The organism is Streptomyces sp. URMC 126 (genome assembly GCF_051386555.1).
In the GTDB taxonomy this organism is placed as follows: Bacteria; Actinomycetota; Actinomycetes; order Streptomycetales; family Streptomycetaceae; genus Streptomyces.
Map to the genome: position 1 here is coordinate 1 of NZ_JBPQTX010000035.1, position 24,901 is coordinate 24,901.

General features: G+C 72.9%; 22 protein-coding genes. 7 read left to right on the top strand and 15 right to left on the bottom strand.

The genetic code is table 11. The annotated features are described in order from the left end of the window. Window positions 1-43: 43 nt before the first annotated feature. The 3 genes from ACSNOK_RS07020 to ACSNOK_RS07030 form a co-directional block, all read right to left on the bottom strand. Window positions 44-691, bottom strand: coding sequence for a GerMN domain-containing protein (locus ACSNOK_RS07020; protein WP_436779708.1), 648 nt, complete (start codon window positions 689-691; stop codon window positions 44-46). 47 nt (window positions 692-738) lie between these two features. Further along, the gene (locus ACSNOK_RS07025; protein ID WP_436779709.1) at window positions 739-1,902 is read right to left on the bottom strand and encodes an acyltransferase family protein; all 1,164 of its coding nucleotides are present in this window, start codon (window positions 1,900-1,902) and stop codon (window positions 739-741) included. A 155-nt stretch (window positions 1,903-2,057) separates the two neighbouring features. Continuing rightward, window positions 2,058-2,945 (bottom strand): SGNH/GDSL hydrolase family protein, encoded by an 888-nt coding sequence (locus tag ACSNOK_RS07030; protein ID WP_436779710.1) that lies wholly within the window; start codon window positions 2,943-2,945, stop codon window positions 2,058-2,060. Between the two features lie 1,252 nt (window positions 2,946-4,197). Here ACSNOK_RS07030 and ACSNOK_RS07035 point away from each other — a divergent pair. Beyond that, window positions 4,198-5,637 (top strand): pyridoxal phosphate-dependent decarboxylase family protein, encoded by a 1,440-nt coding sequence (locus ACSNOK_RS07035; RefSeq protein ID WP_436779711.1) that lies wholly within the window; start codon window positions 4,198-4,200, stop codon window positions 5,635-5,637. Window positions 5,638-5,784: 147 nt separating this feature from the next. Further along, the gene (locus ACSNOK_RS07040; RefSeq protein WP_436779712.1) at window positions 5,785-6,915 is read left to right on the top strand and encodes a tryptophan dimethylallyltransferase family protein; all 1,131 of its coding nucleotides are present in this window, start codon (window positions 5,785-5,787) and stop codon (window positions 6,913-6,915) included. Window positions 6,916-7,106: 191 nt separating this feature from the next. On the opposite strand, the gene ACSNOK_RS07045 is transcribed toward ACSNOK_RS07040, so the two are convergent. Continuing rightward, on the bottom strand, window positions 7,107-7,628 hold the full coding sequence (locus ACSNOK_RS07045; RefSeq protein WP_436779733.1) for a TetR/AcrR family transcriptional regulator: 522 nt from the start codon (window positions 7,626-7,628) through the stop codon (window positions 7,107-7,109). Window positions 7,629-7,820: 192 nt separating this feature from the next. Here ACSNOK_RS07045 and ACSNOK_RS07050 point away from each other — a divergent pair, with 192 nt between their 5' ends. Further along, window positions 7,821-9,263: an aldehyde dehydrogenase gene (locus tag ACSNOK_RS07050; protein WP_436779713.1), complete on the top strand. Its 1,443-nt coding sequence runs from the start codon at window positions 7,821-7,823 to the stop codon at window positions 9,261-9,263. Window positions 9,264-9,456: 193 nt separating this feature from the next. Here the strand turns inward: ACSNOK_RS07050 and ACSNOK_RS07055 are convergent, their stop codons facing one another. The 8 genes from ACSNOK_RS07055 to ACSNOK_RS07090 all read right to left on the bottom strand — a co-directional run bounded on the left by ACSNOK_RS07055 (window position 9,457) and on the right by ACSNOK_RS07090 (window position 17,427). Beyond that, window positions 9,457-10,641 carry an acyl-CoA dehydrogenase family protein gene (locus ACSNOK_RS07055; protein WP_436779714.1) on the bottom strand — a complete coding sequence of 395 codons (1,185 nt, stop codon included), beginning with the start codon at window positions 10,639-10,641 and terminating at the stop codon, window positions 9,457-9,459. Window positions 10,642-10,729: 88 nt separating this feature from the next. Then, a complete protein-coding gene (locus tag ACSNOK_RS07060) occupies window positions 10,730-11,680 on the bottom strand; it encodes a 3-hydroxyacyl-CoA dehydrogenase NAD-binding domain-containing protein (RefSeq protein ID WP_436779715.1) in 951 nt (316 codons plus the stop codon). 178 nt (window positions 11,681-11,858) lie between these two features. Continuing rightward, entirely contained in the window at window positions 11,859-12,614 is a 756-nt protein-coding gene (locus ACSNOK_RS07065) for an acetoacetate decarboxylase (protein ID WP_436779716.1), read from the bottom strand. Further along, entirely contained in the window at window positions 12,611-13,399 is a 789-nt protein-coding gene (locus ACSNOK_RS07070; RefSeq protein WP_436779717.1) for a crotonase/enoyl-CoA hydratase family protein, read from the bottom strand. Before ACSNOK_RS07070 ends, ACSNOK_RS07065 begins: the two co-directional genes overlap by 4 nt. Continuing rightward, window positions 13,396-14,586: a CaiB/BaiF CoA transferase family protein gene (locus ACSNOK_RS07075; RefSeq protein ID WP_436779718.1), complete on the bottom strand. Its 1,191-nt coding sequence runs from the start codon at window positions 14,584-14,586 to the stop codon at window positions 13,396-13,398. Before ACSNOK_RS07075 ends, ACSNOK_RS07070 begins: the two co-directional genes overlap by 4 nt. Before the next feature lie 237 nt (window positions 14,587-14,823). Next, entirely contained in the window at window positions 14,824-15,852 is a 1,029-nt protein-coding gene (locus ACSNOK_RS07080) for a LysR family transcriptional regulator (RefSeq protein WP_436779719.1), read from the bottom strand. Window positions 15,853-16,010: 158 nt separating this feature from the next. Next, complete coding sequence (locus tag ACSNOK_RS07085) at window positions 16,011-16,835, bottom strand: rhomboid family intramembrane serine protease (RefSeq protein WP_436779720.1); 825 nt, start codon at window positions 16,833-16,835, stop codon at window positions 16,011-16,013. Window positions 16,836-17,013: 178 nt separating this feature from the next. After that, window positions 17,014-17,427, bottom strand: a complete 414-nt coding sequence (locus ACSNOK_RS07090) for a DUF6193 family natural product biosynthesis protein (RefSeq protein ID WP_436779721.1) — start codon at window positions 17,425-17,427, stop codon at window positions 17,014-17,016. A 203-nt stretch (window positions 17,428-17,630) separates the two neighbouring features. Here ACSNOK_RS07090 and ACSNOK_RS07095 point away from each other — a divergent pair, with 203 nt between their 5' ends. Further along, the gene (locus tag ACSNOK_RS07095; RefSeq protein WP_436779722.1) at window positions 17,631-18,188 is read left to right on the top strand and encodes a hypothetical protein; all 558 of its coding nucleotides are present in this window, start codon (window positions 17,631-17,633) and stop codon (window positions 18,186-18,188) included. Window positions 18,189-18,277: 89 nt separating this feature from the next. Here ACSNOK_RS07095 and ACSNOK_RS07100 read toward each other — a convergent pair whose 3' ends face one another. Next, window positions 18,278-18,937, bottom strand: a complete 660-nt coding sequence (locus ACSNOK_RS07100; RefSeq protein WP_436779723.1) for a DinB family protein — start codon at window positions 18,935-18,937, stop codon at window positions 18,278-18,280. Window positions 18,938-19,301: 364 nt separating this feature from the next. Here ACSNOK_RS07100 and ACSNOK_RS07105 point away from each other — a divergent pair, with 364 nt between their 5' ends. Continuing rightward, complete coding sequence (locus ACSNOK_RS07105; protein ID WP_436779724.1) at window positions 19,302-20,159, top strand: poly-gamma-glutamate hydrolase family protein; 858 nt, start codon at window positions 19,302-19,304, stop codon at window positions 20,157-20,159. Window positions 20,160-20,230: 71 nt separating this feature from the next. On the opposite strand, the gene ACSNOK_RS07110 is transcribed toward ACSNOK_RS07105, so the two are convergent. Then, entirely contained in the window at window positions 20,231-20,605 is a 375-nt protein-coding gene (locus ACSNOK_RS07110) for a nuclear transport factor 2 family protein (RefSeq protein WP_436779725.1), read from the bottom strand. A gap of 416 nt (window positions 20,606-21,021) precedes the next feature. Continuing rightward, window positions 21,022-21,987, bottom strand: a complete 966-nt coding sequence (locus ACSNOK_RS07115) for a GNAT family N-acetyltransferase (RefSeq protein WP_436779726.1) — start codon at window positions 21,985-21,987, stop codon at window positions 21,022-21,024. A 710-nt stretch (window positions 21,988-22,697) separates the two neighbouring features. Between ACSNOK_RS07115 and ACSNOK_RS07120 the strand changes: the two genes are divergently transcribed. Both ACSNOK_RS07120 and ACSNOK_RS07125 read left to right on the top strand, forming a co-directional pair. Continuing rightward, complete coding sequence (locus ACSNOK_RS07120) at window positions 22,698-23,687, top strand: GlxA family transcriptional regulator (RefSeq protein ID WP_436779727.1); 990 nt, start codon at window positions 22,698-22,700, stop codon at window positions 23,685-23,687. Window positions 23,688-23,833: 146 nt separating this feature from the next. Beyond that, window positions 23,834-24,436, top strand: a complete 603-nt coding sequence (locus ACSNOK_RS07125; RefSeq protein WP_436779728.1) for an isochorismatase family protein — start codon at window positions 23,834-23,836, stop codon at window positions 24,434-24,436. Window positions 24,437-24,901: the final 465 nt, after the last annotated feature.

Consider the following 24,901-nt stretch of genomic DNA (forward strand, 5'->3'; position numbering starts at 1 on the left):
CCCCCGAGCGCCCCCGCGCCCCCGGCGGGCGTCGATCGGTGTGTCAGTGCCCCGGCGGGCCCGCCGTCCGCGGGTCGGCGGCACCGGTCTCGTCGCAGGTCACCGTCCAGGGTTCGCCGGACAGTCCCGACTCGTGGACGCGGACGACGACGTCCGGCGGCCGCCCGCCGCCCGGGATCCCCGGTGCCGCGGCGGCCGTGCACACCAGCTGGTTCACCGCCGCCCGCTCCAGCTCCGGCACCAGCCACGGCAGATAGAGGTCCACCGTCCCGGGCGCCGTCGCCTCGGCCCGTACCCGGTGGGTGCCCGCCGGCAGCGCCGTGGTCAGCCCGCGGCGCCGCTCGTCGGCGGTGGGCCCCGCCAGCAGTTCGTCGAGCGCCCGCTGGGGCCCGGCCCCGGCGGGCGCGGCCCGGGTAACGGGCCAGGTGCCGTTCCGGGCGACGAAGTACACCCGGAGGCCGGGTGCCGCGTCCGCCGGACGCGCCCCCGCCGCCGGGGCCCCCGCCGCCGACGGCCCGCTGTCGGTGACGCCGCACCCGGTGAGCGCACCGCCCGGCAGCAGGACGGCCAGCAGGGCGGCGCCCGCGGCCCGGGCCGTCCGCCGGCCGACCGGCGGCGGAGCCCCGGCCCCGGACGGCCGCCCGCGGCGGCGGATCCGGCCCGGCCGGCCGGCGGACACTGGTTCTGCCATGCGCCCAGTCTCCCCGCGCACCCGGCCGGTCCCGGGACATCCGCCGCTCACGGCGCGGTCAACCGCCCGACGTCCACCGTGCCCGCGCCCGGATCCGGCTCCGGAACGGCCGCCCACACCCCCGCGGCCACGGCACACCCGACGGCCAGCGCCACCAGGCCCCGACGTCCCGTCGCCCATCGGGCCCGGAACCGGATCGGGTCCTCCACCAGCACCTTCGTCAGCCAGGCCGCCAGCAGCGACACGCCAATCGCCAGACCGGTACGCCCCCACCCGCCGATTCCGAACACGGTCGCGGGCAGCAGCAGGTACACCGGCCAGTGCCACAGGTACAGGCTGTACGACAGCTCGCCGAGCCGGCGCGGCACCGCGCCGCCGACCAGCCGCCCCGCCCGTCCGTCCGGCGCCGCCGCGAGCAGCGCCACCAGCAGGGCGCAGGCCAGCGAGTGGACGAACAGCCCGCCGGTGAACAGGCCGGGCGCGTTCTGGCCCTCCGTCGTCACCCACGCGACGCCGAGGCCGCACAGCAGCGCGGCACACACCGCGTCCGCCGCCCGCCCCGGCACCCGGGCGAGCCGCTCCCGCACCGGGGCCGTGGCGGCCAGCGCGCCCAGCAGCAGCGCGAAGGCCCGCGTGTCGGTGCCCTCGTACGCCCGCGTGGAGTCCACCGTGCCGCTGTGGAACGCCATCAGCGCGCACGAGACCGCCGCTCCGGCGGCGGCCAGGACGGCGATCCGCCGCGGCCCGCCCCGGCCGCGCCCGCAGAGGGCCACCACGAGGGGCCAGACCAGGTAGAACTGCCACTCCACCGCGATGCTCCACAGGTGGGCGAAGACGCGCGTCCCCGAGGCATTCCAGTAGCCGATCCGCTCGGCCACGAAGTGCCAGTTCACCGACTGCCCGGCGACCCACGGCGCGTCGTCCAGCGCGAACCGCAGCAGGGACGGGCTCCCGAAGGCCCAGGTGAGCGGTATGACACCGACGGCCACGACGGTCAGCGCGGGCAGCAGACGGCGCGCCCGGCGCCCCCAGAACGCGGCGAGCCCCACCCGGCCCCCGCCGGCCGTCTCCCGCAGCAGCAGCCCGGTGATGAGGAAGCCGGAGAGCACGAAGAAGAGGTCGACGCCGAGAAAGCCGCCGGCCAGATGCCCGGCGTGGAAGAGCAGGACACCCGCGACGGCCAGGCCGCGCAGCCCGTCGAGCGGTGCCACGTGCGCCGCCCGCGGCCGTCCGGCCGAAGACCGCGGGAACGCGTGTCGCCGGGACGCGTGGCGGGGACGCGGCAGGAGCCGGACGCGGGCGTCCCCGGACGGCGGGGACACGACCGTACGGAGCCGGGCGAGCGGCGCACGGCCCATGGCGCCGTTCAACGGCAGCCGAGCTTGCCGAAGCGGGCGTCGGAGGTCCACGAACCGGTCGCCCACTTCTCGGGCGCGGCCGGCGTGAAGCCGTAGACCTTGCCGAGCCGTTCGGTGAACCACTTGGCGAAGGCCGCGGAGCCCTGCTGGCACGAGTGGATGCCGTCACCGGACCGCTGGGCCCGCGCCGCCTCCGGGTCGGTGCCCCACAGCGCCGAGGCGTCCAGGAACCGCACCGCGCCGCCGCTGCGGTCCGCGACCTCCGCGGCCGCCTTCGGCGCGCTCGCGATCGCTCCCTCGTACTTCTTGTAGAAGTCGTCCACCTTGAACGGCGGAGCCGAGACGATCACGAGCTCGGCACCGGCGTCCCGGGCCGTCCTGGCCAGCTTCTCGTAGGAGGCACGCTGCTGCGCGGGCGTGCCCCAGTCGTAGGTGGTGATCTGGTACGCGATGACGTCCGGGTGGAAGGAGTCGATGTCCTTCGCCAGGTCCTTCCAGGTCGACGCGGCGATCTGCCCGGCCATCGGGTCGCCCTCGATGACCGTGCCCCCGCCGTCGGACGCGGCGCTGCGGAACTTGACGCCGCCGGCCTTCAGCGCCGCGCCGAGGGCCGGGGCCTCGGCGCCCGCGATGGAGTCGCCGAGCCAGAGGAGCCTCTTCCCTCCGGCCTTTCCCCCGGCCTTCGCCCCGTCCTTCCCGGCGGCGGACGACGGCGCGGTGCCGTCGGTGTTCCCGCCCGCCGAGCCGCAGGCGGTGAGCGCGGCGCCGGCGGCGACGGCCACCGCCACGAGGGCGGCCGTCGCACCGCGCCGGCCGGGTCGGCGGGCGGGGCGGTGGGCGCTCCGGGGAGCGGAGTACGGCGGGCGGGCTTGCTGTGCGGTGGTGTCCTGGTGCATGCCCCCAGGCAACCAGCGCGCGGGGGCGACGGGCCGCGTGGTCATCGTCCGGTCACACAACGGACCAGATCCGGTCGCACAAGGCCCTCGCCGTGGCCGCCACCGTGACGCCGACCGGGAGTGCCCTCCCGGCGGCACCCTCGGCCGTCGCCGGGACGGCGCGGCGCGGGGGAGGGGCCGCCGGTCGGACGGGTGGCGTCGAGGACGAGCCGGGCCGTCGGCGCACGGCCGGCCCAGGGCCGCGCAGCGCTGCTCGAAGTCCGGCGGGAGCCGGCTCCCGCCGGCCCCGGACGGAAGGTCGGGTGCCGGCCGTCCTAGTCGTTGGGGAACGTCCCCTGAAATCAGGGACGCTCCCTGGAAGAAGTCCGGCGCCTCGAGGCCGATGGCGCCGAGCCCGGAGGAGGCGACGGGGCGAGCCAGGCGACCCGGTGGGCGGAGCGCATCTTGCGCAGGGGGATCGTCACACCGCCGCAACCTTCCCGGATCCACCGTGGTAGGGCGACTGGCCAAGCCCTGCCGCGCCGGGTGGAGTTGCCGATCGCGGGCACCGCCGCACTGCCCAGGACGAAGCCGGGGCTGCCGAACGTGCCTGTCGTCCCCCACCGCCCGCCAGGGGGCACACTGCCCGGGGCCGACGGTCAGGATGTGGTCGCCGTGGTCGCCGTAGTCGACCCGGGCGGCGGTGGCGAGGAGCGGTCGCTCGTGCAGCCGGTCTTCGGCGAGATCGGCGAGGACGACGCAGGTGTGCCACAGGCACTCGTCGAGCAAGACCACGCCGTCCGCTGTCCGTCCTCGGGCGGAACCGCAGAGCAGGAAGGTCCATCGGTCGCCCCTCCGCTTCCGGCTCTCGGCCCGTGTTTCTTGGTGTGCGTGGGCAGTTCAGTGGGGCCCGCCGGAGCCGGGCAAGCTTCGCGCGGTTTCTTACGGTGGGCGGGCGCGTCTTCCGCTGCCCGGGAAGCCGTCGAGTCGCGACCGGCCGAGGCCGGACCGGGGGCCCGGGGACGGCCGTACCCGCCGCACCGGCCGCCTGCCACGGCCGCTCCGGCCGTCAAGCGACGGACCGCCGACCGGCTGAGACGGCCGCGGGCCGGCTGACCGGCCGGTTGGTTGATCAGGCACCAACGCGCCTCCCAACGCCCCGCCGCCCGTGAGACATCCGGCCGCACAACGATCGACCGGCCGCAAACCGACCGGCCGTCAGGTGACCGGAGTCACGACCGCGACGTGTGGGATGTGGGCCATCCTGGTGGCCATGGACATCCATCGCGCCTCGCCGTTGGAACCCGACCAGGGCACGATGGCCGGCATGGCCCACCTGGTGACGCAGCGGGTCGTCGACTTCCTTGCGGCCCTCGACGACCGGCCGACCCACGTCACGACCGCTCCCGAGGCCGAGGCGAGGCTGACGGAGTCCTTCCTGTCCGGACCGCCGGAGAACGGCGCTCCGTTGGAGTCCCTGATGGACCGGCTCGGGGAAGCCGCCGGGAACGCCATCGAGTCCGCCGGGCCGCGGCTGATGGCCGCGTCGCCCGGCGGCGGGCTCTACTCGTCGGCGCTCGCCGAGTTCTACACCAGGGCCCTGAACCGCTACGGCACCCTCGCCGCCGCGTCCCCCGCCCTGACCGCCCTGGAGGAAGGCGTCCTGCGCTGGATGGCCCGGGACGTGTGCGGGCTTCCGCCCGGCGGTTCGGGCGTCCTCACCACCGGCGGCTCGACGGCCAACCTCTCCGCCCTGGTGACGGCCCGTCACGACCGGCTGGGGGAGGACATCGGACAGGGCACCCTCTACGTCGGCGAGCAGGCGCACTACTCCGTCGCGAAGGCCGCCCGCATCGCCGGCATCCCGCAGCGCCACATCCGCGTCATACCGGTCGACGGCGATCTGAGGATGGACCTCGACGCGGCCGCGGAGCGGATACGCGCCGACCGCGCCGCGGGACTGCGGCCGTTCCTCCTCGTCGCGACGGCGGGAACGACGGACACCGGAGCCATCGATCCCCTGACGGACGCGGGCGATCTGGCCGCCCGCGAAGAGCTCTGGTTCCACGTGGACGCGGCCTACGGGGGTTTCTTCCGGCTCACCGCACGCGGTCGCGAGCGCACCGCGGGCCTCGAACGCGCCGACTCGGTGACCCTCGACCCCCACAAGGCGCTGTTCCTGCCCTTCGGCACCGGCGCCCTCGTCGTCCGGGACCCGGCCCGGCTGCACGCCGCGCACGAGGGGTCCGCCCCCGCCTTGCAGGACGTCGGCGCCTCCGGCGTCCTGCCCGACTACGCGGGCCGGGGCATCGAGCTGAGCAGGGAGAACCGGGGCGTGCGCGTATGGCTCCCGCTGCACCTCCACGGGCTGTCCGCCTTCCGTGCCGCGCTCGACGAGAAGCTCGACCTCGCGGCCCGCCTCCATCGCGTGCTGAGCGCCGATCCCCGGCTCGACGTGCCCTGGCGGCCCGAACTGACGGCCGTCGCCTTCGCCGTCCGGCCGGAGAGCGCCGGGACGGCGGCCCGGCGCGACGCCGAGGCCGCGACCCTCCGGCTCCTCGACAGGATCAACGCCGACGGCAGGGCGATGGTCCACAGCACCACCGTCGCGGGCAGGCGGCTGATCCGCGTCTGCGTGCTGGCGCACCGCACGCACGGGGAGCACGTGGACGAAGTGCTCGACGCGATCGCCGCCGGAACCGCCGCGCTGTGATCCCGGACGCGTTGCGGAGCGGAAGCGGAAGCGGAAGCGGAAGTAGAAGCCGAAGCGGAAGCCGAAGCCGAAGCGGAAGCGGCTCGGCCGGCAGCCCGGAACGTCATCGAGAACCATGTCGACATCACACGGAAAGTCGAGTCATCCATGGCAACCCGATTTGCGCTGTTCGACGCGGCCGATCAGTCCTTCGGCGCGTTCGTCTGCCGCCAATGGGCGGGCGCGGGCCACGCGCTCGGCCTTCCCCGTGACGGCCTGAGACGGACGGAAACGATTCTTCACGACCTTCTGGCCGACTGGTTCGCCACGCCCGTCGGACGCGAGTGCCGCATACCCTCGTACGTCGCGGCGGACGGCTTCCCCGCCGAGATGTCGGTCAACTGGTCGGGGGAACGCCCGGAGTTGCGGATTCTCTTCGACGCCGGCTTCCGCGCACCGCGGCCCACGGCATCGGCCGCGGCGGTGTCGCGGGCGCTCGCGCACCTGCCGGGCGTCTGCCTCGACCGGTACCTGAGCGTCGAGGACGTCTTCCTCGACGACGACGGCCACGAACCCGCGCCGCTCTGGCACGCGATGGCCTGGCGCCCCGGTGAGGACCCGGTCTTCAAGGCGTACTTCGGGCTCTACCGGTGGGATCACCGGCGGCGCGAGGCCGTGACCGGGCAGGTCATGGAGCGGCTCGGCATGGATCCCGCGTGGCGGAACGCGATACGGTCGCACGTCTCCGCCCCCGGCGACCGGGAGCTGGAGTTCTTCGCCCTCGACCTGTCCCGCACACCCACGGCACGCGCCAAGGTCTACTACCGCCACCACGCCGCGGACCTGGACACGGTCAACGCTTTCGCCTCGACGGCACGGGGCCACGATCCGCTGCACGCGGCGACGGTCTACCGCGCGCTCGCCGGCCCGGACAGGAAGGACGCGGGCGAGGCGGCGCTGACGTGCCTGGCGTTCCGGAGCGGCGCGGACCGGGCGGTCGAGGCGACCACGTACCTGCGGATGCCGGGCCTCTGCGCCGACGAACGAGAGGCGGTCCGCCGGGTCGAGACGGTACTGCGCGAAGAGGGCGTGCCCACCGGCCCCTACCGCGCACTCGTCGACGCCCTGGCGCCCGCCGCGCTGGAATCGTTCACCGGTCTCCAGGAACTCGTCAGCTACCGGACGGGCCGACGCCGCGGTGACGTCACGACGTATCTGCGCTTCTCGGTGTACCCGGGCCCCTGCGCGGACAGTCAAGCGCTGCCGCGCGCCGGCGCGGCCGCGCTGCCCGACCGGTGATCCTGCCCGGAGCGCGGCGGCGGCCCGGCACGGGCGCCCATCGGTAGGCGCGGACGGCGGGTGCCCGCCGCGACGGACCTCGCCCCGTACCCACGCCTCCACCCCCCCGGGACGTCGCCGCCCTCACCGCCTGCCGCAGCCGCGTGCGCCGTCGCCTCCTACGTACGCCTCAGCTGGCCGCACCGTCAACTTCACCGGCCTCCTGCAGCGTCGGCCCGCGCACCGCTGCCCGCTCCGAGCCCGTTGAGCAGCGTGTCGACGACCGTGTCGGCGGCCTGCGCCGGGCTCAGGCCGGTCAGTTGCCGGGAGGCGATGACCATGAGCTGCGGCAGGACCGCCTCCACCCACCCGTCCGGCAGCCCGGAGCGGAGCAGCCCTTCGTCCGTGGCGCGGCGCAGGAAGTCGGTGAGCGCGCGCACCGAGTGCTCGCGCCGCTCGCGGACGGACTCGTGCGTCAGCATCAGCCCCAGATCGACCGGCCACCTGCGGTTGACGCCGATGATGCCCTCGACGTAGCGGTGCAGCGCTACGGCGACCGGGGCCTCGCGCAGCCGGGCTTCCTCGGTGACCCGCTCGACGTCGGTCAGCCGAGCGTCGTAGATGGCCGCGAGCAACTCCTCGCGCGAGGCGAACTTCCGGTAGACGGTACGCCGGTCGACACCGGCCTCCGCCGCGATGGCGGTGATGCTCACCCCCGGATCGGCGGCCAGCAGACGGGCCCCGGTCGTCATCACGGCTTCCATGTTGCGCGCTGCGTCGGCTCTCACGCACCCAGGATAGACCGCTTCCGAGACGGAAAATCCGATGAACGCCACCTCATTGTGGCCTCACTTCAAATAAGCGCTACAGTGATGTGACATTTAGTCGCGGTCCTCGGCTGCGGACTCGGGATCGGGAGGAAGCACGTGATCACTTACGACAAGCTCTTCATCGGCGGCACCTGGACGGACCCCAGCACCCTGCGACCGCTCGACATCCGGTCGCCCCACGACGGGTCGGTCGTCGGCCGCGCCGCCCAGGCTCGTCCGACCGACGTGGACCGCGCGGTGGCCGTCGCCCGCGCCGCCTTCGACGAGGGCACGTGGCCGAACACCCCGCCGGCCGAACGGATCGCGGTGCTGCGCCGGCTGAACGCCCTGCGCGAGGCCCGCGCCGAGGAGATCGCGGCCCTCATCACGGCGGAGAACGGCTCCGCGCTCTGGTTCACCCGCGCCGGCCGGCACGGTCTGTCCCGTCAGGCCGAGGCCTACCTGAAGGCCGCCGAGGACATGGCGTGGGAAGAGGTCCTGACGCCCACCGACCCGGCGTCCGGCGTCCGCAGCATTGTGCGACGGGTGCCCGTCGGCGTCGTGGCCGCCGTCATCCCGTGGAACTCGCCGTTCTCCTCCGCCCTGGCCAAGCTCCTTCCGGCACTCCTGGCCGGCAACACGGTGATCCTCAAGGTCTCACCGGAGAACTCGCTGAGCATGGGCCTGCTGGCCGAGCTGCTCGCCGGCTGCGGACTGCCCGAGGGCACGGTCAGCGTGCTGCCCGCCGACCGCGAGACCAGCGAGTACCTGGTGACCCGGCCCGAAGTGGACAAGATCGCGTTCACCGGCTCGACGCGCGCCGGGCGCCGGATCGCCTCGCTCGCGGGCGAGCGGCTCAAGCGCGTCAGCCTGGAACTGGGCGGCAAGTCCGCCGCCGTCTTCCTGCCCGACGCCGACCTGGAGGCGTTCAAGACGGGCCTGCCGTTCTCCTCCCTGCTCAACAACGGCGAGGCCTGCGTCGCGCACACCCGCGTCCTCGCCCCGCGCGGCCGGTACGAAGAGGTCGTCACCGCCGTCAAGGAGGTCGTCGAGTCGCTGAAGGTCGGCGACCCCCGCGACCCCGGCACGTTCATCGGCCCGATGATCCGCCGCGACCAGCAACAGCGGGTACGCGACTACATCACGCTCGGCATAGAGGAAGGCGCGCGCCTGGTGACCGGCGGCCCGCGGGTGCCGGCCGGCCTGGAGCAGGGGTACTACGTCACCCCGACCGTCTTCGCCGACGTCGACAACGGAATGCGCATCGCACAGGAGGAGATCTTCGGACCGGTGCTGACCGTCATCGCCTACGAGGACGAGGACGACGCCGTACGCATCGCCAACGACTCGGAGTACGGCCTCTCCGGCGGCGTGTGGAGCACCGACGAGAAACGGGCGCTCCGGGTCGCCCGGCGCCTGCGGACCGGCACCGTGACCGTCAACGGCGCCGCGATCGGTTACGACGGTCCGTTCGGCGGCTTCAAGGCCAGCGGCGTGGGGCGCGAGTTCGGCTTCGCCGGGCTGCACACCTACATCGAGTACCAGACCGTCACCGTGTGACCGGCCCGAAGCCCGCCATCCGCGCGGGCCGCCGAGCCGGGCACGGACGTGGCACGGACCGGGCATGCGGCGGGCACGCGGCGAGCACGGAGCGGGGGGCGGCGACGGACGGTCGCCGGCCCCCGCGTGGCCGCCCCGGGCTCCCGAAACGCCCGCCACTCCCGGAACGCGCGCGTCACTCCGGAATCACGCCTTACACGAAGGCGCTGTGCCCGGTGACGGCCTTTCCGACGATCAGGGTGTTCATCTCCCGGGTCCCCTCGAACGAGTACAGGGCCTCGGCGTCGGCGAAGAACTTCGCGATCTCGTACTCAAGGACGATGCCGTTCCCGCCGAAGAGCTCACGCGCCCAGGCGACGCACTCGCGCATCCGGCTGGTGGTGAACGCCTTGGCTAGGGCGGCCTGTTCGGCGCTGCCCCGGCCGGCCGCGGTGAGCTGGGCGAGGCGGACGGTCATGCCGAACATGGCGGTCACATTGCCGAGCATCTTCACCAGCAGGTCCTGCACCAGCTGGAAGGCGCCGATGGGCCGCCCGAACTGCGTGCGTTCCACGGCGTAGGCGCGGGCGAGTTCGTAGGCGCGCACCGCGACCGCCAGCGCCTGCCAGGCCACCCCGCCGCGCGTGCGCGCCAGGATGGCGGCGGTGTCGCGGAAACCGTCGACCCGCTGGAGGCGGTCCGCCTCGGGGACCCGCACCTCGTCGAGGGTGATGTCGGCGTTCTGCACGGTACGGAGCGCGATCTTGCCCTCGATCTTGGTGGCGGTGAAGCCGGGGGTGTCCTTCCGCACCACGAACCCCTTGACACCGCCGTCGGCCGTGTCGCGGGCCCAGACCACGACGAGATCGGCGAACGTGCCGTTGCCGATCCACCGCTTGGCACCGTCGAGCACCCAGTCGTCCCCCTCGCGCCGGGCCGTGGTGCGCATGCCGCCCGCGACGTCCGAGCCGCCCTCGGGCTCGGTCAGGGCGAAAGCGCCGATCTTCCTCATCGCCGCCATGTCCGGCAGCCAGCGTGCGCGCTGCTCGTCGCTGCCGCCGCCGTGGATGCTCCCCATCGCCAGCCCGGTGTGGACGCCGCAGAACACCCCGAGCGACGGGTCGACACGGTTGATTTCCAGGGTGAGGAAGCCGGAGAACAGCGGTCCGCGGTCGCGGCCGTCACCGAACTCCGGATAGGTGTAACCGGCCGGATTGATCCTCGCGATCTTCTCGACCGCCTCGAACGGGAACTCTGCCCGCGCCCAGGCGGCGTCGGCCAGCGGCTTGATCTCCTCTTCCAGATAGGCGCGGATGGTGGCCAGTTCCTGCCGGTCGGCGTCGCCGAGCAGATCGGCGTATCCGAAGAAGTCGGGGGTCGGATCGGCGGGCTTGGACATGGGTGGCTCCTTTTCCCTCGACGAATTTGGTGAATCCGGTGAATCCGGTGAATGCGGTGAATGCGGTGAAGCGGGACGGCGGGGCGCTTCAGCTCTCCTCGGCCCGCCGCAGCGCCTCGCCCAGCGCCAGCTGCTTGCGATCGCGCAGCGCGGCGCGCCGCCGGTACGCTTCGGCGCCGCTCCCGTACGCGGCCTCCGTCTGGCCGACGAGCGTGGCGACGGCGTCGGCGTCGAGCTGCGGGTGGCCGAGCCGCTGCCAGCCCTCGGCCAGGCCCGGGCCCAGGTGCCGCATCATGTGCCGGATGCCGCCGGGTCCGCCCCCGAGGTGGAAGCTCTCGAACGGGCCGACGGCGGCGTACCGGCCGCCCAGCGACGTCTTCATCACCGTGTCGAGCTCCGCGGCGTCCAGTACCCCGCTCAGCACGAGGTGCGTCGCCTCCTGGAGTACGGCGCTCTGCAGCCGGTTGGCGGCGAACCCGGGAAGCTCCTTGCGCAGTCGCACCGGCGTCCTGCCCAGCGACCGGTAGAGGGCCAGGGCCTCCGCCACGGTCTCCTCCGCGGTGCGCTCGCCCGGGACGATCTCCACGAGCGGGACGATGTGCGGCGGGTTGAAGGGGTGGGCGACCAGCAGCCGCGCGGCGACGGCGTCCGGCAGCCGTTCGGCGATGCGGGTGGCGAGGATGCCGGAACTGGAGGTGGCCAGCAGCGCGTCCGCCGGGGCGTGGCGGGCGATGCCGGCGAACAGCCGCCGCTTGAACTCCAGGTCCTCCGGCCCGTTCTCCTGCACGAACCGCGCGCCGGCCACGGCCTCCGCCGGGTCGTGCGTGGTACGGATACGGCGGCGCAGGCCCGCCGCGTCACTGCCGGGGAGCCCGGCGGCGAGCATCGGCAGCGCCTCGTCCACGGCCGGGTCCAGGTCCTCGCGCGGATCGGCGACGGTCACGTCCCAGCCGTACGCGGCGAAAAGCGCCGCCCAGGCGAGGCCGATGGTCCCGGCGCCGACGACGGCGGCGGTGCCGGGCGGGCGGATGGCGGTCATAAGGGTGCCTCCTCGGTCGGGTGAACACGGAATCGGTGAGACGGCGGCGGAATCGGTCAGGCAGGCGTGGACGTGATCGGGCAGACGCGGACGCGGCCACGCGGGAACTCCGACGCGGTCAGGCGGTCGTGGACGGGGCCGGCCGCCGGTGGATCCGGTCAGGCGGTCGTGGCCGGGCTCAGCCGTCGGTGGCCTCGGTCAGGTAGTCGTGGACCGGAACGGCCGGGGCCAGAGTGAGGTCCGTGACGATGTGGCTCGCGGAGACGATCCCGAGCACGGGCAGATCCGCCAGCGGCGCCAGGACGTGCGCGAAGAGCTGGAGCCGCGCGGGCCCGGTGTACGCCTCCTTGATCACCGGATCGTCGATCCGGGTGCGGACGAGCTCGCAGACGCGCGGGGTGCCGTCGTAACCCGGAACGATCTTGAGCATGTACGTGGGCACGGCGATCCGCTCCCGGGCGGCCTCCGGGTCGAGCGGGCGGTGCTTGTAGCCCATCGTGGCGGTGGCCACCCGCACGCTGCCGTAGTCCAGCGTCCCGACCAGCGCGGCCCGCTCGGTGTACAGGGCGGGCGCGCCCATCGCCTTGGGATAGGCCCCCACTTCGCGACCCGCGGCCGTGGCCGCGAAGCTGTCCAGGTACATGGCGTGCAGGTACTCGCCCCGCTCGTCCCCGAAGCGCACCGGGATCGCCTGCCCCGCCTCGACGTACGGGCCGTAGGACGTGACATCGCCCATCTTCATCACCTCGAACCGCACCAGCGGCTCGTCGGCGTCGATCCGCAGCGGCTCGGGCACGACCGCCCGCAGCGCCTCGGGATCGGTGCGGTAGACGATGCTGAGGTATTCGCGGTCCGTGAAGCGGACGGCGGCGGGGGCGTACGCGGGCGCCGTGACGGGCGTGTCGAGGGTCCGCAGGACCTGTGCGCGGTTCACCGTCCGCTCCACTCCGGCGCGCGCTTCTCGGCGAAGGCGCGCACCCCCTCGGCGAAGTCCGCCGAGCGCAGCAGCGCGCCGATCTCGGCGGCCTGCGCGGCGAACGCCTCCGCTTCCGGAACCCCGTCCGCCCGCCGCACGGTCCTCTTCACCGCGGCCAGGGCCGCCGGCGCGTTGGCGGCGATCTCCTCGGCGAGCTCCAGGGCGGCGGGCAGCGCCCGGCCGTCGGGGGTGAGACGGTTGACGACGCCGAGTTCGCGGGCGCGCGCGGCGGTCACCGTACGGCCGGTCAGCAGGAGTTCCATCGCCAGGTGGTGGGGGACGCGCTTGGGGAGCCGGACGACCCCGCCGCCCCCGGGAATCAGCCCGCGCCTGACCTCGGGAAGCGCGAAGACGGCCCCCTCGGCGGCGACCACCAGGTCGCAGGCGAGGGCGAGTTCGAAGCCGCCGCCCAGCGCGTGGCCCTCGACGGCCGCGATCAGCGGCTTGGACGTGGCCGCCTCGACGAGCCCGGCGAACCCCTTGCCGGGCACGGTGACCTCCTCCCCGCGGGCGGCGGCCTTGAGGTCCATGCCCGCGCAGAAAGTGCCGCCCGCGCCGGTGAGAACGCCCACCCGCAGCCCGGCCTCGGACTCCAGACGGTCCACGGCGGCGGCGATGCCCCGCGCGACCTCGGCGTTCACGGCGTTGCGGGCCCGCGGCCGGTCGACGGTGACGACGAGGGCACCCCCGACGGTGTGGGTACGGACGGACTCCGGCGCTCCGGTCCGCGTACGCTCGCTCACCGTCCCCCCTCACCGCGCGCGAGCTCCGCGAGCACCTCGTCCGTGTGCTGGCCGGGCAGCGGGGCGTGCCGGCGCACCGACGCCGGCGTGGCCGAGAACGCCAGCGGTATGCCGATCACCCGGTAGGCGCCCTCGGTGGGGTGCTCGGCGACGTCGAGCAGGTGGCCTGCCCGCACGTACGGATCGTCGGCGGCCTCGTCGAGGCGCAGCACCGGGCCGAAGGGGATGCTGTGCCGGGCGCAGACCTCCGCCCATTCCGCGGTGGTCAGCCGGGGCGTCACCGACTCCAGCAGCTCGACCAGGCCCTCGCCGTCACGTGTGGAGTCGATGAACTCCCCGTTGACGCGCGGGTCCTGGGCGAGGTCGGGCCTGCCCGCGGCGACGAACAGGTCCCGGAAGTTCTCCGGGCTGTACGGCACGACCATCGCCAGGCCGTCCTTGGTCGGACGCGCCCGGTGCCCCTTGTTCATGGACAGCGGGAAACCGGTCGGGCCCGCCGGCGGCTCGAAGACCCGGCCCTGCAGGTGCTCGACCAGGTTGAACGCCAGCAGCGTGTCCACCATGGGCACCTCGACACGCTGGCCGCGGCCGGTCGCGCGCTGGTGCACGAGGGCGGCGAGCGCCGCGTACACGATCGTCAGCGCCGCGACCTTGTCCCCGAGGATGCTCGGCAGCACGACCGGCGCCCCCACGTCGCCCGCGCGTTCCGCGAGGTCGACGAGCCCGGACGCCGCCTGCACCGTCTCGTCGTACGCGGCCAGCCGGGCCCGGTCGGAGTCGGAACGGAAACCCTGCGCGTGGACGTGGACGAGGCGGGGGTTTGCCGTGGAGAGGCCGTCGTAGTCCATGCCCAGGCGGCGCAGGGCCTCGACGCGCATATTGGTGATCAGGATGTCGGCGGTGCGGATCAGCTCCAGGGCCGTGGCGTGTTCGCCTTCGTCCTTGAGATCGAGCCGCACGCTGCGCTTGTTGCGGTTCACGTTGAGGTTCAACGGGGTCATGCCCGGCGTACGGTGCAGGGTGCCGACCCGGACGGTGTCGTTCGGTGACTCGATCTTGACGACGTCGGCGCCGAGGTCACCGAGGATCTGGGCCGCGTAAGGGCCCATCACCACCGTGGACAGGTCGATGACGCGCACTCCGGCGAGCGGGCCGCCCGGCGCGTCGGTTTTTCCGGCGGGTTCCATCACCACTCCAGAAATGGGAGACGGGACAGGGAAGGGAAAGGGAAAGGGAATTAGGAGTTCACGGGTTTTCCCGGTGATGCGGAAACGCTAGCCCCGGTGTGTGGGCGAACCCAAGCGATTAGTGACACCGATACGCGAAAAACGGCGTGACCGGGGTGGTCACGCCGTTTCCAGGACGCGTGGAGGGGGCGACGGGCGGACGGGGGAGCGAAGGGAGGCGCCGGGCGGGCGGACCGGTCAGCGGAGACCTCGGGGAGGATGCGGATGCGGGGCGGAGGCCGCGGGAGGAGCCTCGGTCACGTCCGCCGGAGAACCCGCGGAAACGCTCCCCGGCGCACCGGCGGAAACATCCGGGGACTCGGCCGCGTCGAGGGGCGCGGCGAACACCGCCCGCGCCGCGCCGATCAGGGAGTGCAGGTCACCGTCCGGCCGGGCGCGGTCGCGGCGCCAGACCAGACCGGTCGCCAGGGCCGGCGAGAAGTCCCGGAACGGCAGGACGACGCTCGTGTCCTTTCCCTCGCCACGGCTGCCCGTGCTGAGCAGCGTGATACCGAAGACCGAACCGTTCGCCACGATTTCCCGTACGCTCGCGTAATCCCCGATATCGAGGTTGATCTCCCGGTGTATTCCCGCGGCTTTCAGCCGCACTTTGAGCTGGTCGAAATAGGTCGGGAGAGTGCCCGGCGCGGAGGTCACATACGTGTGGTCGGTCAGTTCGCTCAACGACACCGAACTCCGCCCGCCGAACTCGGCGCCGGGCAGCAGCGCGCCCAGCGGTTCGTGCAGCAGTTCCAGCACTTCGATGCCCTCGGCGTGCACGGGCAGGTGCACCAAGGCCATGGCCAGGTCGCCGCGCTGCACGGCGGCCACGAGGTTCCCGCTGTTGCCGGGCCAGCGCTTGACGTCGTACTCGTCGGCGCAGCGCGTCTCCAGCCGCGCGAGACGCTCCCGGAGCGCCGGGTGCAGAGCCGGCACCACACCCACGTACGCCGCCCGCCGCTCCGTCCCCAGGGCCTGCCGCAGCCGCCAGGGGAGGTCGTCGAACCGGCCCAGCACGTCCTTGGCCGCCGGCAGCAGTGCCGCGCCGGCGGGGGTCAGTGCCACGTGATGGGAGTCCCGGTCGAACAACCGCCGGCCGAGCTCCCGTTCCAGGTCGCGTATGCGCTGGCTCAACGGCGATGTGGCCATGTGCAGTTGCCGTGCGGCACGGGAGAAGCTGAGGTTCTCGGCGACCGCCACGAAGTAGCGCAGGTGAAATATCTCCACTGCCGGACCCTATCGAGGGACGGAGCGGAGGCCGTGGCCGGCGGGGGCGGGGGAGGAGCCGTCGGCCTCCGGCCGCACGCCGCCGGCTCCGCCGGTCTTCCGCTGACGCTTGGGAGGAACGGAGGTCGGTCGGTCGGACGGACGCGGGTCCGCCGCGATCACCACGGCGCCCCGGGCCGGACCCGTCGGCCCCACTGCGGCCCGGGCGGCTCGGGCGGAGGGGGAGCGCCCCGCCGTAGCGGCCAGGCGATCAGCATCCCCGTCACGAAACCGACCACGTGTGCCAGATACGCCACGGTCGCGGCCTGGGAGACGCCCGCGCCGTAGGAGTACACCGCTTGCAGGACGAACCACATCCCGAGCACCACCCAGGAAGGCAGACGCAAGGGCAGGAAGAGCAGGAACGGCACCAGGACCCACACCCTGGCCCGGGGGAAGAGGACGAGGTAGGCGCCCAGCACCCCGGCGATGGCCCCCGAGGCGCCGATGAGCGGGGTGCCGGAATCGGCGTCGGCCAGGGCGAACCCGTAGGCGGCGGCGTACCCGCAGACGCCGTAGAACAGCAGGTAGCGCACATGGCCGAGACGGTCCTCGACGTTGTCCCCGAAGATCCACAGGAAGAGCATGTTGCCGAGCAGGTGCAACCAGCTGCCGTGCAGGAACATCGCGGTCAGCACGGACAGCGGCGGCGACTTGTCGTAACCCGGCGGCCCCACCACGCACCCGGCACCGGCCGGCCCCACGCCGACCTGCCCGGTGGGCACCAGCTCCGGCAATCGGGCGTGCACCAGCTCACGCGGCACGGCCGCCCACCGGTCCAGGAAAGCATGGAGGTGGCAGAGATCCGCCAGACCGCTGTCCCCGGTCACCGAGCCGGTCACGCCCGGGGTGCGCAGGAAGACCACGACGTTGACGACGACGAGCGCGTACGTCACCCACGGGGTCCGCCGCACCGGATTCACATCGTGCACAGGGATGACCACAGCAGATCACTGCCCGGTCGCCGGCCGTCGAATCAGATCCGCCCTGTTCGGAGGGGGAGGGGAGGTCGGCAGGGACCGCTCACCGCCGGCGAACGCGGAAGGACGCATGGCAGGCCCAACGCTGACGCCGCGTCGCCCGTGCCCCCCTCCGTCTCCCCTCGCGCCCATGCCCCCGGCCCTACCCGTGGCTCCGGGCCGCCTCATAAGCGGCCAGTTCCGCCGCACTGCCGGCGAAGGCCGGGCCGCAGCCCGGTGGCAGACGCTCGACGACCATCGCCACCGCGGCCCGCGCGCTGTCCGTCTCGGCGACCCGGGGGCTGCTCCGAAGCGGTCCTTCGACCCGGTACCGGCCCTCACCCACGACACCGATGTAGGGGATGTCCCAGGTGAAGCGGATCTCTGTACACCTGCTGAAATGCAGTTCCCACATACCCGTCCAGGGGTAGAGGCGGCGAAGCGGCGGCTGCGCGGACGCCTCCCGTACCAGCGCGTCGAACGTCGCCCGGAGCGGCGGTTCTTTCACCGCGGCGCGCTCGTCGATGCTGTCCAGCATCGTGCGCCATGCCGCTTCGACCTTGTCGTTCCCGTCCATACCGAGATGGTGCGGTCTGCGGCCCAGGTACGGAAGCTCCGCCCGAGGCCGCCGCCGTCCGTGCCGGGCGCAGGGAACCGTCCGGCACGGCCCCTGCGCGGGCTCCGTCCGCCCTACCCGGGCGCCGGCATTCGCCACCCGGCGCCCGGGTAGACGAAGAGGAAGCGGGGCGGAAAGCGACTCTGGGGAGGGGCGTCTTGGCCATGAGCGAGCACGGGGACGCGGAGGACGACCTGAAGAGGGCCGAGGGGGCCGCAGCGGGGCACCTGGAGGCGGAACGCCTCGCCGGGAAACAGCGGGAGGAAGCGAAGGAACGGTCCGTCAGCGAGGGGACGCGACGGGCGAAGCTGTCGCTCGACGGCGCGGACTCCGGCGTCGCCACGCTCACCGCGCGCGCGGGCAACGGGATACCGAAGGCGATCCGGGTGGTCGACGAGTCCGGCAGTCTGATCGCCGCCTACATCGGCTTCGCCCTGGACGACCTGAGCGTGGCCAAGTCGGCCCGCTCGGCGGTCGCGGGAGCCGTCGCGCTCTCCCTCGACAGCACCGACGAGCAGGACGAGGCCAAGGCCGAGTCGCCCGGAGGCGTCATCGTCGGACAGACCGGCGAGGACGTCACCGTGCGGCTGACACCGGAGGAGTTCCGGGACCGCACCGTCACCCTCTTCGCCGGTGAACTCATCGACCTTTCGCGGGAATTGCGGGGGTCGATGCTACGGGACACGTCAGACCCGGGCTCGGGGGACGACACGCCGTCCTGATCCGTCGGATCTCCCGGCGAACGGGAACAGGAACGGCAGCGAGAACGGCACCGGCAACGGGAGGGACGGCGGGCGGGCGCGCCCGTCGCTCATCCGGCACCCGTCCCGGCGCCGGCCCGGGAGCCCCCGGCGTCGGCGCCGGGACGAGCCCGGCCGTCGGCTTCGCGGGCCACGCGTTCCAGCCGCGCGCGATGCCCCTCCCACCAGACCTGATCTCCCGGGGGCAAGTTCGACTTCCCTCGCGCCTGTCCGACGGATCCGTCCACGAGCTCTCGCAGGATGTCCGCGTGCCCGGCGTGCCGTTGGGTATCCGAGATCACGCGCACCATGACGTGATGCAGCGTCACCTCGCGCCGCTCCTCCGGCCACCACGGGACGTGCCCGGTCGCGTCGAGCGGCAGCGCCGCGATCGTGCCCTCGGAGTGCTCCCAGGCGCGGCGGTACAGCGCGACGATGTCCGCGCGCGACTCGTCCGCGGTGGCCCACATGTCCGAGTTCGGCTCCGCGTCCTCGGTGTACCACCAGGACGGCGGCGGCTCCTCGCCGAAGAACGGCCGGCCGAACGTGTCGCCGAAGTAGCCCGCCTCCACCCCGGCGACGTGCTTGACGAGCCCCAACAGATTCGTGCCCGTCGGGGTGAGAGGCCGGCGGATGTCGTACTCCAAGAGTCCGTCGAGCTTCCACAGCAGGGCTTCCCGCGCCTCTTGCAAGTACCGGAGGAGGTTCGCTTTCGGGTTCGATTCCCTCATGCCGGGCAGTCTCGCACCCGACACTGACAATCGCCCCGGCCGCCTGTGTGAGGGGTCACCGGTCCTCACGGATCCGGTCCAATCCAATCCAATCCGGTCTTGATTCGATCACGGACGAACGACGACCGGCTACCCTGGCTGCCGCGCCGCGAGACGGCGATCGAACATCCACGCTCCGGGGGGAACCGTGGCCGGCCCGTCACTCGCGGTCGTAGTGAAGTCCTGCGGGTGTAGTGAAGTACGGCGCTTGTCGCGAACGCTCCGCGCTCTCTTACGGCTCCGCCCACGACGCTCCGCGCTCGTTCCGGCTACGCCCTCCCTGCCCAAGCCCGTTCCGACTCCCCTCCGACAAGGAGACACCTCCATGCCTCAGCCCTACGCAAGCCGCAGGACCGTACTGGCGACCGTCGTCGCCACCGCGGCCGGATCCTCCCTGCTCTCCGCGCTGAGCGCGGCTCCCGCCCACGCGTCCGGCGACGGGGACCTCTACGGTTCCAACTCCGAGCTGTACACCAAACTGGCGGGCAGAGAAGGCGTCGACTACGCCCGCCGCTACAAGCGGCACGAGATACTGGACTCCAGCCTGAACACCAACCCGCCGTTCCGCCGCACGACCGTCATGGCCCTGCACGGTGGCGGCATTGAGGCCGGTACCTCCGAGCTGTGCCTGGGCATCGCCGGGTACCATCCGGATTCCTTCGCGGTCACCTCCGACGGCGGCCCTGTTCACGACTACTGGATGTTCGAGGGCCTTCGCGACGGGACGACGGCGTCCAACCGCGAACTCCACGTCACGGCCAAGAACTGCGACGACCACATGGCCCTCTCCATGGCCGCCGCCAGCCTCAACGTCCTGAGTGTGCACGGCTGTCAGCGCGGGCAGGCCGGCCTGCCGCCGTCCCGTCCCGAAGGCGTCGTCATCGGCGGGCGCAACCCCGCCTTCCGGCGGTACCTCACCGAGGAACTGAAGCGCGCGGGCTTCCTGACCGTCGACGGAGCGGACTTCCCCGAACTCAACGGCGACCATGAGAAGAACCCGTGCAACCGGACGATGCTCGGCATGGGCGGCCAGCTGGAGCTGACCACCGAACTCCGCAAGAGCATGTTCGGCGACTTCACCCGGGCCGGCCGCCCCACCAGCACCACGACGGCCTTCTGGGACTTCACCGCCGCGTGCCGCAAGGCCGTAGCCCGCCTTGAGGCATCGCAGCCCATCCTCTGACACGCGGAGCGGGCCGGGCCGTTCACCCCGCTCGGCCCGGCCCGATGGACGCCGCATGACCGAGACCGCGTTCAGCCGACCCCCCGGACGTCTCCGGCGAAAACGATGATCTGGTCGATGAGGTCGCGCCGGAAATGGACGACGTCCGTTCCCGTCAGGCGGGGGCCGTCACCCGGTGTGGTGAACCGCCATTGGTAGCGGGCCCATTCGTCCGGCATGTCCACTTCCGAGGAGCGCACCATGGTGCCGGCTCCGGCCGGGTGACGCCGGATGTCCAGGACGAAGCGTTCGACCGCCTCGATTCCCTCGCTCCGTCCCAAGGGACCCCAGAGAATCACATCGGAGGTCAGCGCTTGGGCCAGCAGACCGGTCACGTAGCGGTCTTCCGAGGTGTTGAAGGCGGAGATGAATGTGTCGACGGCGGACTGCGCGATCTCTTCCTGCATGCGTCAGTCATACCAGCGGAGTCACACGGACGCGCCCGGACCTTGGCCTTGTCGTTCGGCCCCTTCCCTATTCGGGGTGGGTGATGGAGCGGGCCGTTTTCGCAAGCGTCGGGTACTCCGCGGTGCGTCAGGACTGTGGGGCGGAGCCGGCGCGCTGCACTGTCCAGGCCCGCGTGGACGGCCGCTCGCGGTGGGATGCCGAGTCAACGTGTCCCGCCTGCGAACGCGCGGTCGCCGTGTGTCGGACAGCGCACCGCTCCCCGTGATCGGGCAGACGTACGACTCTGAGTCGACGGGCCCTTCAGGGCGGGAAGCACCACCGTCCGGCTCCCGCGCGGAGGCGCTGGACGGGAGCCTCGTCTTCGATCTGGAGGGGCTGGGTTTCGTGCTGCGCGCGTGGTTCCGCACTCACTCTCTCAGGCTAGCGGCCGGCCGTACGTCACGAACTCCCGCTCGGTCACAAAACCCGTCCGCTCGTAGAGCTCCAGCGCCCCGGTCGGATTGGCGGAGTCCACGATCAGCTCCGCCTTGTCGTACCCCTGGCGCAGGGCCGCAGTCAGTGTGTGCGCCAGCAGGGCCCGCGCCGCGCCCCGGCCCCGGTGCGCCGGCCGGGTGCCCAAGTGTCCGATGGTGCACGAACGCTGCCCCGTGGCGGTGCTGTCGGCGACGTATTCGTCGGCGAGGAGGTAGGCCGCGACGCGGCCGTCGGTGTCGAGCAGCAGAGCGGAGAGGCCGGCGCGGAACGAGCGGTCCCCGGTGAACCAGGTGTGCCAGTCGACTCTGTCCGTCTCGGTGTGATTCCAGTGGTCGCGGAACGCGTCGTTGTGCGCTTGGCGGGTCGCTTCGTCGAAAGCCGCGTCGAAGGGAACCAGGCGCAGACCGGTCGGCGCCGTCGCGGCGGGCAGCCGCTCCGCGCGCAGGTCGTGCGTCATGCTGAACCAGTACCGGCGGGCCTCGAACCCGGCCTGTCGGGCCAGTGCGGCCAGCCCCGCGTTGCCGGCCGCCCCGTCGATCAGCAGTTCTCCCGGCGCTCCGGGATGGCGTTCCGCCCGGATCGCCTCCGCCCGGCCGCGCATCCAGTCGACCAGCTGCGTACCGATCCCTTGCCGGCGCCGGTCGGGATGGACGACTGCGGCGGATCCGAAGCGGGCGATGTCCCGTACCCGCTCCGGCTCGTACACCATCGCGTACGCGACAAGCCGGGAATCCTGCCAGAGGCCGATGCTGTTGTGCGCCAAGTCCAGCTTGGGGTCGGTGAGCTCGTGGCGGACATCCTCCTCGTCCTCGTGCAGACCCGTCCTGTCGACGCGTTCGGCTTCTTCGCGCAAGGTCGCGAGGTCGCGGGCGTCGGCCGTGCCGAGCGGCTTGAGGAGAGAGTTCACTCCGCAGACAGTACAAAGAGGTAAATGTAGGGTCAAAGCCTTTCGGCAGGCCTTCGCCGCCCGGCTCGGCAAAGGTGTCGCGGGTTCCGTGACCGCAAGGGCGGTTGACGATCGAGCACGATGCTCATACCCGCGTCCCGGATTCGTTCGCCCAACACCGCCGCACAGCCTTGATCAGCGAGCGGCTCGTGGGTCGCCGGGGAAGCGCCCGGTGGCGCAACGCCTGACGGCGCCCCACAGAGTTCGGCGTCGAACGCCGCCCGCCCTGTCTGGTGCGCCTGCGCGTAGATCCCTTCGGAATGCGGGAAGCCCCCCGAGGCGCGCCCTCCCGGCGCGGGCTGTCTGCAAGGCGCCGGCCAGGCGCTGACGTGCCGCGCCGCTCACCACCTCCACGTCCCACGGTTGTGGGTGTCCGTTCATCGATGCTGCCGGGGCCCCGACCCAGGGAACGCGGTGCCCTCCTAGGGCGGCCGGCCGTGCCACGGCGGGTGGAGGGCCGGGGGCAAAGGCGCGGCCGAAATGGGCCGGTCCGGGGAAGCCCCGAGGGTGGGCGAACGTGTCGGGACGTCCCCGCCGGGCCGGACGCGCCGCTGCCCCGGTGGGGCCTGGGCACACCGTGCCGGGCCCGAACCCGGACCCGGGCCCCGATGTCCGAATGTGACAGAAGCACGTCATTGCGGCCATGGCGGTGCCGCCCGGAGGATGGGGGCATGCCCCAAACGCACCACCGCGTTGTGATCGCGGTCTTTCCCGACGTCGACCTCCTCGACGTCACCGGCCCGGCCGAGGTGTTCGCCCTGGCCAACCGGGAGAGCCGTGACCGTGCCGCGTACGAGGTCCGCCTCGCCGGTCCCGGTCCGGCGGGGGAGGCCGTGACGACGTCGGCGGGGGTACGCCTCGTGACCGACCTGAGCATGGGCGATGTCGGGACGGCGGTGGACACGCTGCTCGTCCCCGGAGCGGTCGACCCCGGGCGCGAGGGCCCGAGGCCCCGGATCGACGAGGACCTCGTGGAGTGGATCGCGACCACGGCTCCCCACGCGCGGCGCGTCGCCTCGGTGTGCGTGGGCGCCCACCTGCTGGCGGTGGCCGGCTTGCTGGACGGCAGGAAGGCGACGACGCACTGGTCCACCGCGGCGCAGCTCGCCGCGGACCATCCGAGGGTGGACGTCGACGCGGACCCGATCTTCGTCCGTTCCGGCCGGGTGTGGACCGGAGCGGGCATCAGCGCCTGCCTGGACCTGGCGCTCGCCCTGGTCGCCGAGGACCACGGCGAGGACCTGGCGCTGGCCGTGGCCCGCCAACTGGTCGTCTACCTCAAACGCCCGGGCGGCCAGAGCCAGTTCAGCGTGCCGATCAGTCGCCCGGCAGCGTCCCGCAGGGAGATCGACGAACTGCGCCACCACATCGGCGAACACCTCGACCAGGACTTGTCGGCGGCCGCCCTGGCGGCACGGATGTGCCTGAGCGAACGGCACTTCTCCCGGGTCTTCACCCAGGAGACGGGCGTCACCCCAGCCGCCTACGTCGAAGCGGCACGGGTGGAGGCCGCCCGCCGCCTGCTGGAGACCACCGACCAGCCCCTGGAGCAGGTCGCCCACGCCTGCGGCCTGCGCTCGGTGGAAACCCTGCACCGGGCGTTCCGCCGGCAGATCAACACGACCCCGGGCGCGTACCGCCGCCGCTTCCGCACCACCTGACCCGGCGCCTCCGCCCGCGCTTCTTCCCTGCTTCCCCCGGCCCGGCGTCGGCAGGCCCCGCGCCTCGTCCGCCACCCCGGGCCACCGCGTGCTCCGGCATGCCCGAACAGCCCTTGCGTCACCCCTACTTGAGAGGAAGTACTCCCATGCTCGCTTCGACGACCCTGCGCGACGTCAGCGGCCTCGACAACCGGCTGCCGCACCTGAGGGACACCACGGTGGTCATGATCGACTTCCAGAACACCTACCGCACCGGCGTCATGTCCCTCGACGGCGCCGAGGCCGCCCTGGCCGCCGGCGCCCGGCTGCTGAGCGCCGCCCGGGCCCTGGGCGCCCCGGTGGTGCACGTGGTCAACGACGGCGGCCCCGGCACCCCGTACGACATCCGGGCCGACATCGGCGCGATCAGCGACGAGGTCGCTCCCCTGGAGGGAGAGCCGGTGGTGGTCAAGCGATTCCCCAACGCCTTCCACGCCACCGACCTGGAGGCCACGCTGCGCACGCTGGACGCCGGACCCGACTTGGTGCTGGCCGGCTTCATGACCCACATGTGCGTTTCGTTCACCGCCCAAGGCGCCTTCCACCTCGGCTACCGCCCCACCGTCGTCGCCGAGGCCACCGCCACCCGGCCGCTCCAGGCTCCCGACGGCACCACCGTCCCCGCCGCCACGCTTCAGAACGCGGCCCTCACCACCGTTAGGGACCTCTTCGGTCTCGTCGCTCCGCGGGTGAACGACCTCATGTCCTGAGACGTCCCCCCGCCCGCGGCCCACCGGTCGAGCCCCTGACACCGGACTGACCACGCCGCGAACCGCCTGCCGCCGCCGGCCCCCCCACCCGCCGGGGACCGGCGGCGGCAGCGAGGCGTCGCCCCGACACCCGATGGGCGCCTACCTCGGGCGCGCCGCCCGGCGCTGCACGATGTGGCTGGTCCCCGCCCCGGCCCGCCCTTCGGGACGGGCCGGCCCCTGCGACATGACGCACCAGTGCGTCCCGACCGGGCCCGGATCCGGACCGGTGCACGCTGACGAGACACAGCCGAACCGTCCGCCCTCCCCGCGCTGTCCGAGGCGACGCAGCGGCATAGGGCCCGGCTGCTCTCCGTCATCACCGTCCATTCCCGGCCCAGGACATGCGTCGGGGCACGGTCGCCCCCGCGCGTGGCGAACCGCCACCGCCGCGATCGAGACGACCTGCGCGAGCGGGTCCGCCGA

What these genes read in the sequence shown, in the direction of transcription:
- ACSNOK_RS07100 (WP_436779723.1), bottom strand. Translation starts at nt 18,937, where the DNA reads ATGAGGGAATCGAACCCGAAAGCGAACCTCCTCCGGTACTTGCAAGAG.
- ACSNOK_RS07110 (WP_436779725.1), bottom strand. Translation starts at nt 20,605, where the DNA reads ATGCAGGAAGAGATCGCGCAGTCCGCCGTCGACACATTCATCTCCGCC.
- ACSNOK_RS07075 (WP_436779718.1), bottom strand. Translation starts at nt 14,586, where the DNA reads ATGGAACCCGCCGGAAAAACCGACGCGCCGGGCGGCCCGCTCGCCGGA.
- ACSNOK_RS07055 (WP_436779714.1), bottom strand. Translation starts at nt 10,641, where the DNA reads ATGTCCAAGCCCGCCGATCCGACCCCCGACTTCTTCGGATACGCCGAT.
- ACSNOK_RS07020 (WP_436779708.1), bottom strand. Translation starts at nt 691, where the DNA reads ATGGCAGAACCAGTGTCCGCCGGCCGGCCGGGCCGGATCCGCCGCCGC.
- ACSNOK_RS07060 (WP_436779715.1), bottom strand. Translation starts at nt 11,680, where the DNA reads ATGACCGCCATCCGCCCGCCCGGCACCGCCGCCGTCGTCGGCGCCGGG.
- ACSNOK_RS07125 (WP_436779728.1), top strand. Translation starts at nt 23,834, where the DNA reads ATGCTCGCTTCGACGACCCTGCGCGACGTCAGCGGCCTCGACAACCGG.
- ACSNOK_RS07035 (WP_436779711.1), top strand. Translation starts at nt 4,198, where the DNA reads ATGGACATCCATCGCGCCTCGCCGTTGGAACCCGACCAGGGCACGATG.
- ACSNOK_RS07120 (WP_436779727.1), top strand. Translation starts at nt 22,698, where the DNA reads ATGCCCCAAACGCACCACCGCGTTGTGATCGCGGTCTTTCCCGACGTC.
- ACSNOK_RS07095 (WP_436779722.1), top strand. Translation starts at nt 17,631, where the DNA reads ATGAGCGAGCACGGGGACGCGGAGGACGACCTGAAGAGGGCCGAGGGG.
- ACSNOK_RS07105 (WP_436779724.1), top strand. Translation starts at nt 19,302, where the DNA reads ATGCCTCAGCCCTACGCAAGCCGCAGGACCGTACTGGCGACCGTCGTC.
- ACSNOK_RS07030 (WP_436779710.1), bottom strand. Translation starts at nt 2,945, where the DNA reads ATGCACCAGGACACCACCGCACAGCAAGCCCGCCCGCCGTACTCCGCT.
- ACSNOK_RS07040 (WP_436779712.1), top strand. Translation starts at nt 5,785, where the DNA reads ATGGCAACCCGATTTGCGCTGTTCGACGCGGCCGATCAGTCCTTCGGC.
- ACSNOK_RS07090 (WP_436779721.1), bottom strand. Translation starts at nt 17,427, where the DNA reads ATGGACGGGAACGACAAGGTCGAAGCGGCATGGCGCACGATGCTGGAC.